This is a genomic window from Bacillus sp. N447-1 (assembly GCF_022701035.1).
In the GTDB taxonomy this organism is placed as follows: Bacteria; Bacillota; Bacilli; order Bacillales; family Bacillaceae_G; genus Bacillus_A; species Bacillus_A cereus.
Genome location: NZ_CP065509.1, coordinates 3334942 through 3352572 on the forward strand (window position 1 = coordinate 3334942; position 17631 = coordinate 3352572).

The window sequence follows — 17631 nt, forward strand, 5'->3', positions numbered from 1 at the left end:
TCGCTTGTACATATATATGAAAATAGAAAAGAGTAGGCGGTGATATAGTATGAAGAAAAAGTATATTATTATGGCTTTAGTTGTCGTTCTCCTAGTATATTTAGCAAACAGTAATCCGAGTAAGGGCGAATATACAGAATGGGCAGCGAAGCAGTTTATGAAGCGTAATGATGTGAGTAAGAAGCTAGATGAAGTTCAAAAAGAGAATGAAGAGGGTCTCCTTGGCGACTTGGCATCGGCCGGTAAAAAGTTAGCGAAAAAGTATGTTGAGCCACAAGTTGGGTTATTAATTGATCATTATACGAAGCGAAATGATTATATATTCTTCTCAACATATACGACTGAGTTTGATATAGGTGAAGAACATTATAAGTACGTATGCGTCGGTTTCTCAAAGATTTTTATTCCGATTGAAATGCCGAAGAAAAAAGACGAATCTGCAAAATGATGCAGATTCGCCTTTTTCATTTTATAGAGTAATTGGAACTTCAGATACATTTTTTTCTACAAGGCGAGCTCCCTTTTTTCGTGTATTTTCATCAATGGATGAAAATACAGATGAGGCGAGGATTGTATCCATTACTTGATTTACGACTTGTGCATCGATTGGTGTGATGGGCGTATCGATAGAAAAAACGACTGTTTTTCCATCTTCTTTTGCGAAAATCAACTCTAGTACTTGCATGTGTTATTCCCTCCTTTGTATTTATCAAGCTATTTATGGGATTTGGGTCTGCCGGTTAAATTGCGGTCTAATACTCAGCGGGGATGAATAAAATCCCCACTGATCCGAGTTTTACTTTATAGTTTAGAAAGATCTGATGTGCTTACAAGTTGTACAGCGTGAAGTGGTGATGCTTGTAAGGAAGCTAGAGCATGAGCTACGTTGTGTACTTGATCTAAGCTCGCATTTGTTTTAACACGTTTAAATTGTTTGCTCTTGAAAACTGTTTTGCCGTTCTTATCTAATCCGTTGTTTAAGACAAGACGTAAAGTTAAATCCATTACGATTGTTTCAATTGCCATGTGTATCACCTCCTTTCACTTTATAAATAGGGTACAAATGTCATGTTTTGGCGTGAAATTTTTTCTTTTTTTTGGTACCCTTAAAAGATTAAGAGAGGAGAATTCTGGATAATGAATCGTAAATGGTTATTTTGGATTCCTGTATTACTATGGATGGGGCTGATTTTCTATTCTTCGGCACAACCATATAAAAAGCAGGATATGCGTTCAGATATTGAACAATATGTAAATGTTGAATTTGTGAAAGAGCATTTTTCATGGGTATCTATTGATTATGGTGGAGGAACCCCTGTTAGTATTGCGAATAAAGGTGTAGGCGGATTTATTGAGTTTTTCCTTCGTAAAGGTGCTCATTTTATGGTGTTCTTTATGCTAGGTTCATTGATTTATTACGCTTTTCATCGATCAGGTCATTCGAGGAAAAGATGTTTTATATATGCCCTTCTTTTCGTTGCGGGTTATGCAACATTTGATGAAATTCACCAATGGTATACGGGAGACCGCACACCAATGTGGCAAGATTCATTGCTTGATACGTGCGGCGGATTAACGGGAATTATAATAAGTAATTGGTTTTGGAATAGAAAAAAGCGCTAATCTCATTTGAGATTAGCGCTTTTTTTGCGGGGAGTAAAACCTCCACTGATTAAAGTTTCACTTTATACACCAAGTAATTCTTTTAGTTCGTCTGTTGATAGTTCAGTCATCCAGCTATCGCTTGTGATGACCGCATTGTTTAGAGATTGTTTTCTTTCTAGCATTTCATCAATTTTTTCTTCTAATGTTCCTGTTGTAATGAGTTTGTGAACATGAACAAATCGTTTTTGACCAATGCGATATGCGCGGTCTGTTGCTTGATTTTCCACAGCTGGATTCCACCAACGGTCGTAGTGAATGACATGGTTGGCAGCGGTTAAGTTTAATCCTGTTCCGCCAGCTTTTAAGGATAAGATGAAAATGTCATACGTTCCGTTTTGGAACTCCTCAATCATCTTGTCGCGATCTTTTTTCGGCACACTACCGTTTAAGAAGAGGACACGCTGGCCGAATTTTTCTTCTAGCACACGTTTTAGCATGTTCCCCATGCCGATGTATTGAGTGAAGATTAGGCAACTTTCATTTTGATCTTTTATATTTTCGATGAGCTCCATTAACGTTTTTGTTTTCATAGAGCGTTCAACGACATTTTGTGGCTCTTCTTCTTTTAAATAAAGAGCTGGATGATTACAAATTTGTTTTAGCTTGTTCAGCATAAGTAATATAAAGCCGCGTCTTTCAATTCCACTTAATCCTTCGACATTTTGCAGTGTATCTTGAACAAGTTGTTCATATAAGGAAGCTTGTTCACCAGTAAGAGGACAGTAAGCTTTTTGTTCTTGTTTATCTGGTAAATTTAATGCGACCGTTTGATCTTTCTTCGTTCGGCGCAGTAAAAATGGTGAGATAAACCGTTGAACTTGCTGGATTTTTCCTTCATCACGATCTTTTTCAATCGGTGTGACGAAGCGACGTTGGAATTGCCCTAAGCTTCCGAGATATCCATGATTAATAAAGTCGAAAATGGACCAAAGTTCAGCGAGGCGATTTTCCATCGGCGTACCAGTTAAAGCGATTTTGTGATTTGCTTGTAAGTTTCGTACTGCTTTGGACTGTTTCGTATGTGGGTTCTTAATATTTTGTGCTTCATCCAAAATAACAGCATCCCAGCATAATGAAGTTAGTTCTTCCTCATCGAGTTGAGCCAATGCATAAGATGTTAATACAACATCTGCTGATTGAAGGAAATCTTCAAAAGAATTGCCCTTATCTCTATTACTTCCGTAATGTAATTGAACACGTAAATTCGGTGCGAAACGCTCAAATTCTTTTTGCCAATTTCCAAGAACAGATGTCGGCGCTACGATTAATGCAGGGCCTGTTTTGAGATTATTTTCTTTTATATATAGTAAGTAAGAGATTGTTTGAATACTTTTCCCGAGTCCCATATCGTCAGCTAGCAATGCTCCAAATCCAAGCTTTCGTAAATATAATAACCATTCAATGCCGTGTTGTTGATACGGACGAAGTGTTGCGTTTAGTGAAGTAGGGACATCTACTTTTGGAATATCTCCAATATGAAGCAGCTTTTGGAATAGTTCCTCATAATATCCATCTAGTTCAATTTCAATATCAGTAAACGGACTATCATCTTCTACAATTTCTGTTTCAGCCGTATTTGATAAATGTTGCTGCAGGACATCTTTCATCTCTAGTCCGTATTTATCGGCACGGTTCATGAGTTTCCTTACTTCTTCGATAAAGGCTGGATCTAGTCGCATCCATTGACCGTTTATATTAAATAGACGTTTGTTTTGTTCAACGAGTTCAAAAAATTCGCTTTCTGATAAATCAATGCCGTTCGTCGAAATTCGCCAGTCAAAATTAACGAGCGTATTCATACCGAAGAACGATTGTGTTTGTACTGTATTTTGCTTCAGTTGAACACGTAATTTCGGTTTTGTTGCTTTTAAATTTTGCCACCATGATGGTAGTAAAATTGTAATGCCGGCTGCAAGTAATTCATCGCTTGCTTCTGTTAAGAAGTTCCAAGCTTCTGTTTCAAAGAGCTCATTTCGGAATGTATCTCCTTCTTTTAACCACGGTATGAGCTTACTAAAACCTTCTTGTGTTTCTGTAATCCGTTCTTCGTAATCGTGCCATCTTTTCGGTAAGGAATCGATGTTTTCATATACATATATGCGATGCGCCCCGCGCTTTGGTGTCACGATTGTTTCAAGTTTCCACATTTCAAATTCTTCTTGTGGTTCTTGCAGTCTTAGTCCGATTGTAAACGGAAGATCATCTTCAATATAACCAATTTTTCGAAGCCAATCTTCTTCATGTAGTGCTGTTTCCAATTGTCTTTTCGTAAAGTCGTAATGTTCATATAGTCTTTTAGCATCTTCCCAGCCGTCATTTGAGCGATTATCTTGTAATATGCTTTCATTAACTGCTGCTGAGAAAAGAGATGCTAATGTGTCATCTTCAATTGGCGTATTTTGAACTTTCCAAGATGGTTGTTTGGGCCAGTTCTCGATATCTGGTACGAAGCTACCACTCGTAAAGGCATCCCATAATTCATTTGCATCTTTTGTAAGTGCTGTAATAGGGCCGTTCAGTTGAATATGTGCAAAGGAATTCATCGGTTTGTTTGCAATGTATTCAAAGGCTTGTGCATTTGTTAGTAGCACACCTTGTTTTCCTTCGAAGGTTGCTTCTTTTAGAAACGTACCGTAGAAAGAAGTGGAGTGCCATGTGAATGCATGTCGTTTCCAACTTGTTACGGATAATGGAGTACCGCTGTCATCTTCTCCCCAAAGGAACCAACCTTGACTAACATGCTGGAGCCTAATTGTTACTTCAGTTTGATTGATCATCGATTAATTTTCCTTTCCGTAATTCCTCTTGTAGTGCACGCAGACGTGAATGGAGATTGGCGATGTGAATAATGAAAGCATCCCATTCATCGGTGCGTTTTAATCGTTTATATAATGTACGTAATTTCTTTAAGTAACGAACTGCGCGTCTATATGATTTACGATTTCGTTCTTCAATTGCTTCTACAGCAGCAAGATGATAAAGAGGAAGTGCTGCTTCTGGCGCTTCTTTTTCAATATCTTTCAGTGGTTCTTTTAACAGTTCAATTGCTTCAAACCCATATAAGAGATGGAGCTCTGCCCATGTACGATACTGTTTTTTCGCGAGTACGTACTGTTCATAGTTTGTGAAACTATACGGTAATAGTTCCTGCAAGATCATTTCAAAACCAGCTTGTTCATTTGTATGTGTTGCGTATGTTTCATACATGATTACAAATAGCCGAACGATATCTTTTATAAAAATCGTATTTTCGTGATCTTGGATCGTTTTCTTTACTTGTTTATACGTAAAGGAAAGCCAGTTTTTCGCACGATCCCACTGCATGGCACTTAATAGTTCTTCTAACCAATAGAAGTATAGACTCACAACAGAAGCAGGTTGTTTCTTTAGTAAGTCCATCGCTAGTAGATCTTCTTCATTTAAAAAGAGAAGGTGAGAAGACGCTAACGCTTTAGATAGTGGATTAATTTTCGTATCGATTCGTTTTTCTTCCTCTTGCATTTTCTCTTTATTGTTTAAAAGTTCACTCCATATGTGGCGATAAATGAAAAATCGCTCTTGCGTATAAGCGTCGGTAGAGAAGAATACTTCATGAACAAGACGAGCTGTTTCTTGCAAAATTATTTCAGATTCTGAAGGAATCGCTTCTGATTGTAAGTCCCGAACGATGGATTCCACTTTATCTACAAATAGGCGAACGACATTAACAGGTTGGTGATAAGAATACGTTTTGTTTGCTTCGAATGCCTGAATTTCTTCTAATAATTTTTGAAAGCAGTAAAGTACTGCATGTAACCTGAATAATTCATGTATGGCGATGACGCGCGGAGCTTTCCGCTCAAGTTTCGTATAGAAATCTGTAAAGATACTCATAAGAAAATACATTTGTTTATAAGTAAGGCGAGCTTGTTCTTTTTTAAATGATTCATATTCTTTTTCAAAATATGATTCCCAACTTTTATAATCCGTTTCTTCAAAAGCTGATGATTGCAATACTTGTCTTGCAGTTCGAATAGGAGGAAGGGAAGGTTTCGTATTATTTTTAAATAAAGTTAATACATCTCCTACTTGCCCGAAACTAGACGCTGCAGATAGTAATACAGCGAGCATATGCTCACATTGTGTTGGTGCGAAGCAATCACAATAACTTTCAGCGACATTACGAATCGGAATATGAACGCTATATACGTTGCCTTCCGCATCTACAGTTCCTGATAGTGTATAACCATCAAAGTCAACGTTGTAGACAACACCACTACGATATAGGTGCCGAGCTGTAGCGACATGTTCCTTATCAGCTGTTTGCTGTGGATCTAGTCCTTGAACGAACTCATTCGCAATCATCATAATTTCATCTTTCGTAATTGAGTGTTGCAGCATAATATTCCTCCGTACACATATTTCTTTCCTTTACCATTATAAACAAAAAATGCTCAAAACAGAAAAAATGAAATTTGGATTACATAACTTGAAAATCATGGTAATATATAAAATGTTAATTTCATATATAAATATATATGTATAGGAGGAGAAATGATTTGTCAGATTTACAGACGAAGTTAGGTAGTGGAATGAATAAGTTACAAGAAGGAATAGAACAAGGGAAAATGAAGTTGCAAGTTGCACAAGAAATTGCTCAATTGAAAAAGGGAATGCAAGTGCAAATGCAGAAAAAAGCAGAGGTTCTATTAGAGGTTGGACAGCAAGTGTATGTTCAATTAAGAGGAAGTGGAGTAAATGAAGCGAGCTTAAAAGAAATGATTGCTCCAGTTCAAGAATTTGATGTAGCTATTTATCAAGCAAGAAAGCGCATTGTTGAATTGCAAAAACAACAAGGTGAAAAAGCTACATGTGAATGTGGTGGACCTTTATCAATAAATGATAAGTTTTGTGGTTCGTGTGGAAAGCCTAACCCGATGTTAACAGTAGAAAATGAAGGTGAAACGGTAAATTGTATTTCATGTAATGAGCATATCGATAAAAACTCTACTTACTGTCCAGTTTGTGGAATTAAGCAAAGTGGGGAGTGAATTAAATGTATTGTCGCACATGTGGAAAACAACATGGTGAAGAAGTAAATTATTGCCCAAATGAAGGTAGTATGGAGATTGCAGGAGCTATAGATGCAGTAACATTAGAAAAAGATACTGCAAAATACTGCAGAGGTTGTGGCAGTGAAAATGCTCAAAAAAATTTATATTGTCAAAAGTGTGGGTATTCTTTATCTGTTGTGAAGAAAAAAGAACAAACTGTAAAATTGCCTACAATGGATGGTGCTCCTAAAGTTGAATTTAAAGCAGATAAAGCCGTTTTACAAAAAGGTTTTATTGGTGGGGCTGTTGCAAGTATTCTCATGTTAATTGCTGGTTGGATTGGTAGTTTATTATTTGCCTCTATGTTAAGTGAGATGTTTAGCAAATTTGCGAAAGAATTAGAAATGTTGCCAAGTTTTTATTCGAGTGCAACTTCTACGATGTTAAGTTACCATTTACTTGGTTTTACAGCTAACGATGATAGTGGATTGATATTTTCTTTATCTTGGCATACTCCATTTACATTATTATTAATCATTCCATTTATTATTTTCGCTGGTACAGGAATTTGGTTAGGGAAACAGCATGTTGCGAAAACGATTAAAGATCAAATCTTTATGGCAGCAACAGTTGGTATTATTTATGGAGTCTTTTTATTCATTATAAGTTTTATAGCATCACAATCTTTTGCAATCCCATTCTCAGAAGCAGGTAAGATTACGGTTGGCTATTCAGCGATGAAGAGTTTATTGAGTGGTTTTGTATGTGGGACATTATTTACCTTATTAGGATTTATTGCTCATACAAGCAAAAACAATATGGCAGCAGCATTTCAAGAGTTAATGCCATATGGAACGTCTGTTTATTACGGTGTTTCGGCTATGATAAAAGGACTTTTAGTAACAGCAGTAGCGGTTTGTATTATGGCGTTAGTAAGTAAGGAAGACGGTATTGAACCATTAAAAGAAATAACAACTTTAAAATCTGAAAGTACATTATTAGCATTAGAGTTAACACCTCAATTATGGAGTATGGCTCATTTTGCGCCGTTAGAAGTATCAAGTCCAGCACTTAGTAAGGAATTTACTAGAATTGGTAAGAAATCAAATGCACATGAGAGCACACTATCGTTTTCATTTATATCAGGCGTCTCTGTAAATGGCGTAGAGCTTAGAGAGATATTGATTTCAAAAGGAGCAAATGAGGAAAGCCTTGCAGAATTTGATAGAGTGAATAACGTATTCCATTATGGTTTATTACTGCTTATTATTCCATTGTTCTTTATGTTTAGAGCGGGAAGAAAGTTAGCTAAATTACCGACTGCCAATATATATATTACATTAGCGGTATGCAGTGGTTCTTACACAATTATGATGATTGTAATGAATATGATTTCTAAGTTCCAAATTAATGTTTCAGGAACTGTAACAAGTTTATTTGGAACAAGCGGAACAGTACTATCTATGCAAAATTCATTTACATATTTAATTTTGTTTAGTTTTATTGTGACATATGTAGCAGCATTTGCTGGAATGAAATTAGCTAAAAAATAGGAGGAGAGCACGTTGAAGTTTTGTGGAACATGTAAAAAGAACGTTGCAGACCATTTGAACTTTTGTCCTGAGTGTGGGAGTAAAGTAGAAGTAATCGTTGATAACACTGCTGCTTCATATACAGAATTACAAAGTGAGACAAAATCAGTGAAAAGTAAGAAAAATTTATTTTTAATCATTGGTTTTGCCATTATTGCTGCATTATTATTTGGGGCATATAAATTTGGAGCATATAAGTTTTCAAAAGAAAAGCAAGTAAATGTAATGATTGAAGCATTCCAAAAGAAAGATATTAATGCAATTGATGAGTTTGTAAAAGCAAATGATTCAAGCTTAAAGATTAAGACAGAGGATATTAAAGCGTACATGCGTTATTTAAAAGAGAATCCTTCTTACAACAAACAATTACTGTCTTATTTACAGAAAGAGACAGTAGATCAAAAGTTAACAAAAGATAAATCTTCATTTAAGGACGGGGAAATAGTAGAAGAGGGAAAAGAGTGGTTCTTATATCCAAAGTATAAGTTCAGCATGAAATCTTATTATATGAATGTAAGTACAACTGCAAAGAATGCAGAAATATATGTGAATGACAAAAAAGAAACAGAGCTTTCTAGTGATAAAAATTCGAAAGAGTTGGGGCCATACTTCCCAGGTACATATGTTGTAAAGGCAACGGCGAAGACAGAACTTACTGAATTAGAAACAGAGAAAGAAGTAGATTTAGCGGATGAACAGAGCGAGAAAGTGAAAGTGGATTTATCGCTTGAAGGCAAGTATGTAAGCATTTCTTCTGATGAAAGTGATGCAACTGTATTTGTGAATGGGAAAAAACGTGGAAAATTAAATTATGGAAGTTATAAGCTTGGCCCTGTATCCACAGATGAAACAGTAGAAGTACATTTAGAGAAAACTACTGATCTTGGTGTAATGAAATCTGAAAGTGTTAAAATTGGAGACCAAAGCACATATTACTTAAAATTCCCGAAAGAAACATCAAGTTCGGCAGTGGGCGAATTTGTAAGAAATCATATTTATGATAACGTACGTGCAATTTCATTAAATGATTTTAGTTTAATTGAAAATAATTATGATAAGGGCGGGAAATCGTATAAGGAAGACCGTGATTATATACAGTATTTACACAAAAAAGGAATTACAGAAGACTTATTAACGATGGAAGTTCGTAATGTAGAGCGTCAAAGTGCTACGAAATATAAAGTAACGACATATGAAGAGTATCATATTCGTTACGGTGATGGATCTGTGAAGTTCAAAAGTTTTAATAACGAACATATTGTAACTGTGAATGGAAATGGAAAGATGTTGTATCATTCTCTTGGTGCAAATAATACGTTGAAATCAGAAGATGTATCTGGTCCAACTCGTTAATATGAGAGAAGCTGTTCAATATTTGAACAGCTTCTTTTTTGTAGCTAAATCGATATTTCGTGTCGAACCGTTGATATATCGTAAGTTATGATAGATATAATCGAAAAATCGTTGATATATTGCGATTTATGATAGATATAATTGAAAAATCGTTGATATATTTTTTTACAATTATGAGTGTGTTTCCTTTAGTATCGCTTGTACATATGGATCATGTAATATTTGCTCTATAATTGGTAACATGTTTTGTTCAAATGGAATGTCGATAGGAAATGGCTTTTGAGAGCCTGGTTTTATTCCATATTGCACAATTTTGTAATGTGTATTGTTTTCAGACTTGAGCACAATTAACTTATAGCGGTTATCATCGCCAGCGAGTGAAAAATCAATAGAAGTAGCGTTATATGTCACTTCATCTTTATATATGTACGGTTTTGGCGTACCAATCCAGTCTACTTTTGCTTGTACATTCATGGGCGTAGCCTCCTTATATGTATTATAAATAAATAAAAGCCAGCTCTCAATAAAGAGAACCGGCTTGTAATTTAGCAGTCATTGGTTATTTTAAAATTTTCACTTTAACAGTTTTGCGTCCCCATTTTTGAGCAGCGCTATCCGATCCAAGTAAGATATCAATACGGTTACCTTTAATTGCACCACCAGTATCTCCAGCGATAGCTTCTCCGTAACCTTCTACCCATACTTTAGATCCTAATGGGATTACTTTCGGGTCAACAGCGATCATTTTCATGTTTGGATTCGCAGTTAAATCATGACCCATTGCAGTTAATACACGGCCGCCATATGTGCCACCGTTTTCGCTCGGGTGAGCTGTATATGCTGTAGCTACAACTGTTAACTCACGACCACCAGATGGTGTGCTAGTTTCAGCAGCTTTCACAGCAGGCTTAGCAGCTGGTTTTGCTTGTGCTACAGGTGCTTGAGCCTTAGCTGGTGCTGCAGCTTTAGCAGGAGCAGTTGTTTCTTGTTTCTCAATTACAGGTGCTGTACCTGTTAAGAAAGGAACATGAACATAAGCTGTTTTCCCGTTATATTCAAATTGTAACCACTCATTTTGTACTTGGTTCGTTGTTTCGATTACATCGTCTTTCTTCAACTTTCCAAGAACCTCTGAGTTTGTGTTCGCTTCAGCACGTACGTTTAATACGTTAGCTGTTACGTAGTAGATGCTTTTTGTGAACTCTGCACTTACGAATGCGTCTTTACCGTCTAAAGTAATTTTTGACCATCCGTTCTCTGTATTTTGAACATCTATTTTATTACCGTTTAGTAATTTACCGACAACTTTTGATTCAGTAGTAGGGTTTTCGCGTACGTTTAGTACGTCTGTTGTTACAACAGTTTCTGCATTAGCAGATGATGTGAAAATCCCAAGACCAAAAACTGCTGCTGTTGCTATACCAATTAATTTTTTCATGATAGCCTCCATTGCGTTTGTTTTCGTGTCCTCATTATAGCAACAGATTTTTTCGGATTTGGGGAAAACACACAATTACAAACCATTCGTAATAAGTCGTTAACATCCTGTAATATAACAAAAAATATAGGAAAGCGTTTTTCATTCTATATGACTCATAGGTTTCTAGTTATATTCAAAATATTTAATACAACATGTTTTTTTCGACGTAAATAAAAATGTTACAAGAATGTTACATGATGTTTACTAAACGATTACATTCCTTGAGTATTTTACCGTTTTATGGGTAATATAGTTATATAAACATAAACATTTTGTTTGTGAAGCTATAAACACGTGCTATATACTAGCAAAAAAACCGCATAATTGTTACAAAACGAAAGGGTTGCAAGGAAGAACTTTGCCCTTTTTTACATATGTAACACATCCTTTTTTAGGAAAATACATTCCTATCCGCGTTTTTCTCACACAATTTGACAGCAGTATTTCTAACTTGTAGCTCTTGCAGAGTGAAAAAGTTATACGAAAGGTAAGGCTGTCCATAAGAATTCGAATTGGTGAAGGTGAAAGTAAGAAAATCACCGCAAAATTATAGTTTTCTATCCGATTTTACATATCGGAATTTATGTTATTTACAAAAGCGAAACCTACGAAGGGGGATTTGATGAGGAAACTGACAAAAACATTCATCGTTTCATTAACATTATGTATTGCATTTACAATTTGGGGGATTATTCCCGAATCTATTATTGGAAAAGGTAGTTTAGGAAATGTAACAACCGCAATTCAAACTGCATTAGTTAGTAAGTTCGGGTGGTTTTATATTATTTCCGTGTCTATTATTTTAGGTGTTTCTATCTTTTTAATTGTTTCGAAATACGGTTCTATTCGTTTAGGTAAAGATGATGATGAACCTGATTATAGTTATATGACATGGTTTGCTATGTTATTTAGCGCTGGTATGGGTATTGGCTTAGTTTTCTGGGGCGTTGCCGAACCATTAAACCATTTATACGCACCTCCGTTTGGAGATAGTGCAACTGAGGAAAGTGCGCGCCTTGCACTGCGTTTTTCATTTTTCCATTGGGGATTACATCCTTGGGGACTATATGCGTTTGTAGCGTTATGTATTGCTTACTTTACTTTTAGAAAAGGAAAAGCAAGTACGATTAGTGCGACAGTAGGTCCGTTATTTAAGGGCGGGGAACACGGGCGTATTGCTCATTCATTTGATGTGTTAGCTGTTTTCGCAACTGTATTTGGTGTTGCAACGTCATTAGGTCTTGGTGCGAAACAAATTGCAGGTGGTGTTAGTTATTTAACATCTATCCCGAACTCATTAACGACTCAGTTAGTTATTATTGCAATCGTAACAGTATTATTTATGTTATCTGCGCAAACAGGTCTTGATAAAGGAATTAAATATTTAAGTAATACGAATATTATTTTTGCATTTGCACTTATGATCATTGTATTATTTGCAGGTCCAACAAACTTTATTATGAATTACTTCACTTCAACAATCGGTTCTTATATTCAGGAATTGCCAAGTATGAGTTTCCGTTTAAGTCCATTAGACGAAGGTGGGAATCAATGGATTCAGTCATGGACAATTTTCTATTGGGCATGGTGGATTGCGTGGTCACCGTTCGTAGGTACGTTTATTGCTCGTGTTTCACGAGGTCGTACGATTCGTGAGTTTGTTATCGGTGTGTTACTTGTGCCGACCGTAATTGGTGCACTTTGGTTCTCTGTGTTCGGCGGTACTGGTATTCATATGGAGCTGTTTGGTGATGCACATATCTTCGACAAAGTGAAAGAAATGGGAACAGAAGTAGGATTATTCGCTATGTTCGATCAGATGGGCAGCTTTGGATCAGCTTTATCAGTTTTAGGTATTTTACTTATTGCAACATTCTTTATTACATCGGCAGACTCTGCAACATTTGTTTTAGGAATGTTAACGACACATGGTAGTTTAAACCCACCAAATCGTATTAAAATGATTTGGGGTATCGTTCTAGCCGCGATAGCTTCTACGCTATTATATATTGGCGGATTAGAAGCCTTACAAACGGCAGCTATCATTGCAGCATTCCCGTTCGTCTTCGTTATTTTCTTTATGATGGCAGCATTATTTAAAGAGTTACAAAAAGAAGGGCGTATGAAGCGTCATTAATAATAGAAGGAAAAGAGCTGATTTCATATCAGCTCTTTTTTATTTCTCTATTTGCCTGTAAAAGTACAATTGGTGATGGCTAATGAAAGTTTCACTTTATATAGAAGGAATTTGAAATGCGGGTAGGGGAAATAAAATACTTTACCATATAAGTAGTATGCCTTTTATACGAAGAAAAAACGATAGATTTCGACAATATTCGATATCTTACGAATTCTATTCGTATTTTTGTCAAAAATATGTCGGAAATGTGTTGTCACGTTTATATATATGTGCTATATTATTTCCTGTAAGCGATTTCAAATAGTTTTAAAGCGCATTCAAGGGGGACATCTAGAATAATGAAACGTTACGAAAGAAAGTGGAAGCATATTTGTTTGAAACGTGTGGCACATCGTAGTGTCCAAGAAAGCACGGAACCTAAGACTGAAACGCGCAAAGAACAGCAAGAGAAGCAATTGGTTCTACAAAAATAGCAATCACTTTTTCGTATATAAATGAAGGTCGATCGTTCGTTGGGGGATGGACGTGAAATTACTTTCAGCTAAGGGGTATTGTCTGATATATAATTTATACGGCAATAAATAAGCACAGAGCATACGGCGCTCTGTGCTTATTGTTATTATTTCTCTTTTTTGAATCGAACTGTCTTATCCCAGCCAATGACTTGTTTCTTGCTCTTTGCACGTAAGTATAAGATTAAGCTACGAATAAATAAGTACGTAAAGAGCTGTGCGTACGTAAAGTACATAATAACGCTAATAAAAATATTAGTCGGTGTAAAGGTTCGTTCGACACTCTGGGCACTAAATAATTGAGAAACATATGTAATATATGCGACATACCACATAAATAGTAGCGGAATGCTATATTGAATTTGGAATATCCCGAGTAGCCCAATTACAAACCAAACGTTTGAAATGATTAGGAATAGCCAAAATACAACATACACTAGAACTTGTTGTAAGGAATGGACGAGAAGTTTTCCTTTAAAGAAACTTAATGACGAGAACATTTTTTCTAAAATGTATAAATTCCCTTGGAGCCAACGTGTACGTTGTTTAATAAGAATTTTTAAATGCTCTGGTTCTTGTTCCCAAGTAACTGATTCTGGGACGATTGGTAAGAGATAACCTTTTTGTGTAATTCTTAATGTTAATTCAGCATCTTCTGCAATTGCATAAGGGTCATAGCCACCAAGCTCTTCTAGTGCGGAGCGACGAAGAAGCATATTTGTTCCTGTCAGTGAGCCTGTTTGGAATAGTAACCAGCGTCCAGATTGCATAAGGAGCTGGAAGATTTGAAATTCCAGTGAAATCATTCGCGTCAGCCAGTTTCGCTTTTCGTTTACTGTACGAACATGTCCAACAGCTCCAACAGCATCTTCAGTTGTTTCAGCGTGCTCTACAAGCATTCGCAGTGCGTGTGGTTCAGGTTGGTTATCTGCATCGTACACACAGAAGTATTCACCATCTGAAATACTAAGCCCATAGTTTAGTACACGTGATTTACCCTTCGGTTCACCGGGGGGAACACGAATATGACGAATATGAGCATAAGCTTTGTCGAAATCATCGCCGATTTCAGGTGTTTCATCTTGAGAGTTATCATTTAATAAATAAATAGTTAGCTTTCCAGGATATTCAATCTTCGCCATCGCCTCTAAAGTATCTTTAATAACGACGCCTTCATTATGGGCAGGTATGAAAATATCGACGCTCGGATAATGTTCTAGCGTACGATCTTTTCGTTTGCTATTTCGATGAATTAAGCCCGCAATTGTTAAGAAAGAGTAGTAAACGAGTAAACCAGAGAATAGAAAGGCCGTAAAAATAAGTACATATTTAATTGAAAATGTGATACTAATCCAAAAAACGAGTACGCAAAACAGAAGGAATAAAAGAAGTATAACGAGAGTCATCATAACAGTGTCTGTCCTTTGTTTCCAATGTGCTCGCGTGAAATTTTTATATCTCGGATTGCTTCAGCAGCAAGCCATTGCTCCATTTTTGGCTTTAGGCGGTTCATTACAATGTCAGCACCAGCTTCATTTGTGTTTTGTAATAAAATAACTAGCGTATTATTATCATATTCAGCAGCAAGGTCAAAATCATTCCTTACCGTTTCAACTAATAAGGAAGCTACACGGTCCATAACACTTTCCTTCGTATATTTACTAAAGGAAGTGAAATCAAAGTAAATGATAACGCCTGTTTCATTACGACGATTCATTGCAGTTGTTAATAATGCTTGGCGTCTCTCGAATTCTTGTCTTGTTAGTAATTTTGATTCTCCAATATATTGTTCTAATGTTCTCACACGCTCAGTTAAAGTTTTATTTTCATGAATCACTTTTTTCAATAGGTGAGTTGTTATATATACAATGAAGAAGTTAGCTGCCATCAGGAAGTGGGTAATCATATATTGCCATTGATCTGATGTACTCCATAAATGAAGCCATGCTTGATAGAACAAATAAAATACGGAAATAATGGTTCCTAGTATGAAGAAAACAAATGCTGTTTTGTCAGCTAAAAATAAGAATAGTACATTTACGATTACGTATATTATTGTAAAAATGAGCGCATGCTCATATTTCGTCACATGTACAGTAGTAAAATAAAATACAATTTGTAAAATCCACATAGAGAGGATTTTATAGAACTTATCTTTCACAAAACTTTCCTCCTTAAAGCTATTTCATCCATAGATACTTGTAGTATGCACAATTATTAAGAAATTGACCATGTCGTTACATTCTTTTGAAGGGCAACGACAAGTAGTATCGCTATTTTCATTAGAAAAATAAAAAGACTTGAACATTATTGTATCATAATGTTCTTATATTTGGCATAAATTGATTAATAGATGCACAAAAGACGCTTGGATTGCATGAAAAAAGTCTCCTCTTGTAGAAAGAGAAGACTCTATATAAGTTTATAGGAACATCATACCTGCAACTGCTGCATTTAAGAAGTTCGCTAATGTACCAGCGATAACTGCTTTAATCCCTAATTGTGCAATTTGTTTACGGCGAGTAGGAGCTAACGTTCCTGTTACACCTAATTGAATTGCGATAGAAGAGAAGTTTGCGAATCCACAGATTGCGAATGTTAAAATTAGATTTGTTTTGTCAGAGAACTCTGCCATGTGTGGTCCTAAGTTTGCGTATGCAACGAATTCGTTGATTGCAAGTTTTTGACCGATAAAGCTTGCTGCTTGTACAGCTTCACCAGGAGAAACCCCGATTAAGATTGCAAATGGTGATAATAAGTAACCGAAGATTAAATCAAGGCTAAGTTTAATATCGAACCAAGAACCAATCAATCCTAATAATCCATTTAATAAAGCGATTAATGCGATGAAAGCCATTAACATTGCTGCTACGTTAATAACAAGTTGCATACCTTCAGATGCACCGCGTGCAGCTGCGTCGATAACGTTTGCGTCTTCACGTTCTGTAGAAAGTTCAACGTTATTATCTACTTTTTCTGTCTCAGGCATAATCAGTTTCGCAATTAATAAGCTTGATGGAGCTGCCATTATTGCAGCTGCTAATAAGTGCTCTAACGGAATACCCATTGCTGCATAACCGACGAGAACAGATCCAGCAACAGCTGTCATACCGCTTACCATAATAGCGAAGAATTCACTATTTGTTAAACGTGCTAAGTAAGGTTTAATTAAAATTGGAGCTTCAGTTTGTCCTAAAAATACAGTCGTTACTGAGTTTAAGCTTTCTGCTTTAGAAGTTCCAAGAAGTTTACTTAATGCGCCACCAACGACGCTAACAAATTTCTGCATAATACCAAAATGATATAAGATTGCTACTAATGAACTAATAAATACGATTGGAAGTAGTGCTTGAATAAAGAATACAAATCCCCAAGGTCCTTTTGCGTTGACTAAATCCCCAGCAACGAACTTAATTCCCTCGTAAGAAAAATTAATTAATCCTTGAACACCGTCAGCAGCGTGTTTTAAACCTGCTTTACCAGCATCCCATCGTAATACGATAAATGAAAATGACATTTGTAATGCTAGCGCGATTAAAATTGTGCGCCAATTAATAGCTTTGCGGTTGGAAGATAGTAAGAATGCAATTGCTAATACTCCAATCACGCCGCCAATTCCCCATAAAAGATTCATGCAGTGTATGCTCCTTCCTCATAGTAAAAACAGTGTATAAACCAGTTGTCTATACGTTTACGAATATAACATCTTAAGTAACTTATCATAATGGACATCGGAGGTCAAACGTCTAATGAAAAGTTTAAATAAAAAGAAAATTCTTCAAAAAAACACATATGAAATAAATAGACATGAAATAGGTTATGTTTTTTATGGGAATATATACATTATGATAACGTT

15 protein-coding genes are annotated in these 17631 nt (G+C 36.0%); 6 read left to right on the plus strand and 9 right to left on the minus strand.

What is annotated here, in order from left to right:
* Positions 1–49: 49 nt before the first annotated feature.
* Positions 50–448, plus strand: coding sequence for a DUF4359 domain-containing protein (locus tag IQ781_RS16840; RefSeq protein ID WP_000731405.1), 399 nt, complete (start codon positions 50–52; stop codon positions 446–448).
* A gap of 21 nt (positions 449–469) precedes the next feature.
* On the opposite strand, the gene IQ781_RS16845 is transcribed toward IQ781_RS16840, so the two are convergent.
* Together IQ781_RS16845 and IQ781_RS16850 are read right to left on the minus strand one after the other, a co-directional pair.
* Entirely contained in the window at positions 470–685 is a 216-nt protein-coding gene (locus IQ781_RS16845; RefSeq protein ID WP_001197593.1) for a DUF2922 domain-containing protein, read from the minus strand.
* 116 nt (positions 686–801) lie between these two features.
* The gene (locus IQ781_RS16850; RefSeq protein ID WP_000963861.1) at positions 802–1026 is read right to left on the minus strand and encodes a DUF1659 domain-containing protein; all 225 of its coding nucleotides are present in this window, start codon (positions 1024–1026) and stop codon (positions 802–804) included.
* A gap of 111 nt (positions 1027–1137) precedes the next feature.
* On the opposite strand from IQ781_RS16850, the gene IQ781_RS16855 reads away from it, so the two are divergent.
* Positions 1138–1623 carry a VanZ family protein gene (locus IQ781_RS16855; protein WP_001080707.1) on the plus strand — a complete coding sequence of 162 codons (486 nt, stop codon included), beginning with the start codon at positions 1138–1140 and terminating at the stop codon, positions 1621–1623.
* 62 nt (positions 1624–1685) lie between these two features.
* Here IQ781_RS16855 and IQ781_RS16860 read toward each other — a convergent pair whose 3' ends face one another.
* Positions 1686–4442: a DEAD/DEAH box helicase gene (locus tag IQ781_RS16860; protein WP_060634719.1), complete on the minus strand. Its 2757-nt coding sequence runs from the start codon at positions 4440–4442 to the stop codon at positions 1686–1688.
* Positions 4426–6045 carry an SWIM zinc finger family protein gene (locus IQ781_RS16865; RefSeq protein WP_139847064.1) on the minus strand — a complete coding sequence of 540 codons (1620 nt, stop codon included), beginning with the start codon at positions 6043–6045 and terminating at the stop codon, positions 4426–4428. The genes IQ781_RS16860 and IQ781_RS16865 overlap by 17 nt, the downstream gene beginning before the upstream one ends.
* 158 nt (positions 6046–6203) lie before the next feature.
* On the opposite strand from IQ781_RS16865, the gene IQ781_RS16870 reads away from it, so the two are divergent.
* From IQ781_RS16870 to IQ781_RS16880, 3 genes are read left to right on the plus strand one after another with little or no spacing between them, the layout of a single operon-like run.
* Positions 6204–6695, plus strand: a complete 492-nt coding sequence (locus IQ781_RS16870; protein ID WP_001281754.1) for a zinc ribbon domain-containing protein — start codon at positions 6204–6206, stop codon at positions 6693–6695.
* Positions 6696–6700: 5 nt separating this feature from the next.
* Positions 6701–8251, plus strand: coding sequence for a zinc ribbon domain-containing protein (locus tag IQ781_RS16875; protein WP_139847063.1), 1551 nt, complete (start codon positions 6701–6703; stop codon positions 8249–8251).
* Between the two features lie 12 nt (positions 8252–8263).
* Positions 8264–9643, plus strand: a complete 1380-nt coding sequence (locus tag IQ781_RS16880) for a zinc ribbon domain-containing protein (protein WP_139847062.1) — start codon at positions 8264–8266, stop codon at positions 9641–9643.
* 171 nt (positions 9644–9814) lie between these two features.
* On the opposite strand, the gene IQ781_RS16885 is transcribed toward IQ781_RS16880, so the two are convergent.
* Both IQ781_RS16885 and IQ781_RS16890 read right to left on the minus strand, forming a co-directional pair.
* Positions 9815–10117: a DUF3910 family protein gene (locus tag IQ781_RS16885; protein ID WP_001102539.1), complete on the minus strand. Its 303-nt coding sequence runs from the start codon at positions 10115–10117 to the stop codon at positions 9815–9817.
* Between the two features lie 85 nt (positions 10118–10202).
* On the minus strand, positions 10203–11081 hold the full coding sequence (locus IQ781_RS16890; RefSeq protein ID WP_000733328.1) for a cell wall-binding protein EntA: 879 nt from the start codon (positions 11079–11081) through the stop codon (positions 10203–10205).
* Between the two features lie 664 nt (positions 11082–11745).
* Here IQ781_RS16890 and opuD point away from each other — a divergent pair.
* Entirely contained in the window at positions 11746–13260 is a 1515-nt protein-coding gene (opuD, locus tag IQ781_RS16895) for a glycine betaine transporter OpuD (protein ID WP_001229103.1), read from the plus strand.
* Positions 13261–13882: 622 nt separating this feature from the next.
* On the opposite strand, the gene IQ781_RS16900 is transcribed toward opuD, so the two are convergent.
* The 3 genes from IQ781_RS16900 to IQ781_RS16910 all read right to left on the minus strand — a co-directional run bounded on the left by IQ781_RS16900 (position 13883) and on the right by IQ781_RS16910 (position 17409).
* Positions 13883–15184, minus strand: a complete 1302-nt coding sequence (locus IQ781_RS16900; protein ID WP_000988752.1) for a glycosyltransferase family 2 protein — start codon at positions 15182–15184, stop codon at positions 13883–13885.
* Positions 15181–15936 carry a diguanylate cyclase domain-containing protein gene (locus tag IQ781_RS16905; RefSeq protein WP_000653222.1) on the minus strand — a complete coding sequence of 252 codons (756 nt, stop codon included), beginning with the start codon at positions 15934–15936 and terminating at the stop codon, positions 15181–15183. Before IQ781_RS16905 ends, IQ781_RS16900 begins: the two co-directional genes overlap by 4 nt.
* 261 nt (positions 15937–16197) lie before the next feature.
* Positions 16198–17409: a NupC/NupG family nucleoside CNT transporter gene (locus tag IQ781_RS16910; protein WP_050292948.1), complete on the minus strand. Its 1212-nt coding sequence runs from the start codon at positions 17407–17409 to the stop codon at positions 16198–16200.
* Positions 17410–17631 lie beyond the last annotated feature (222 nt).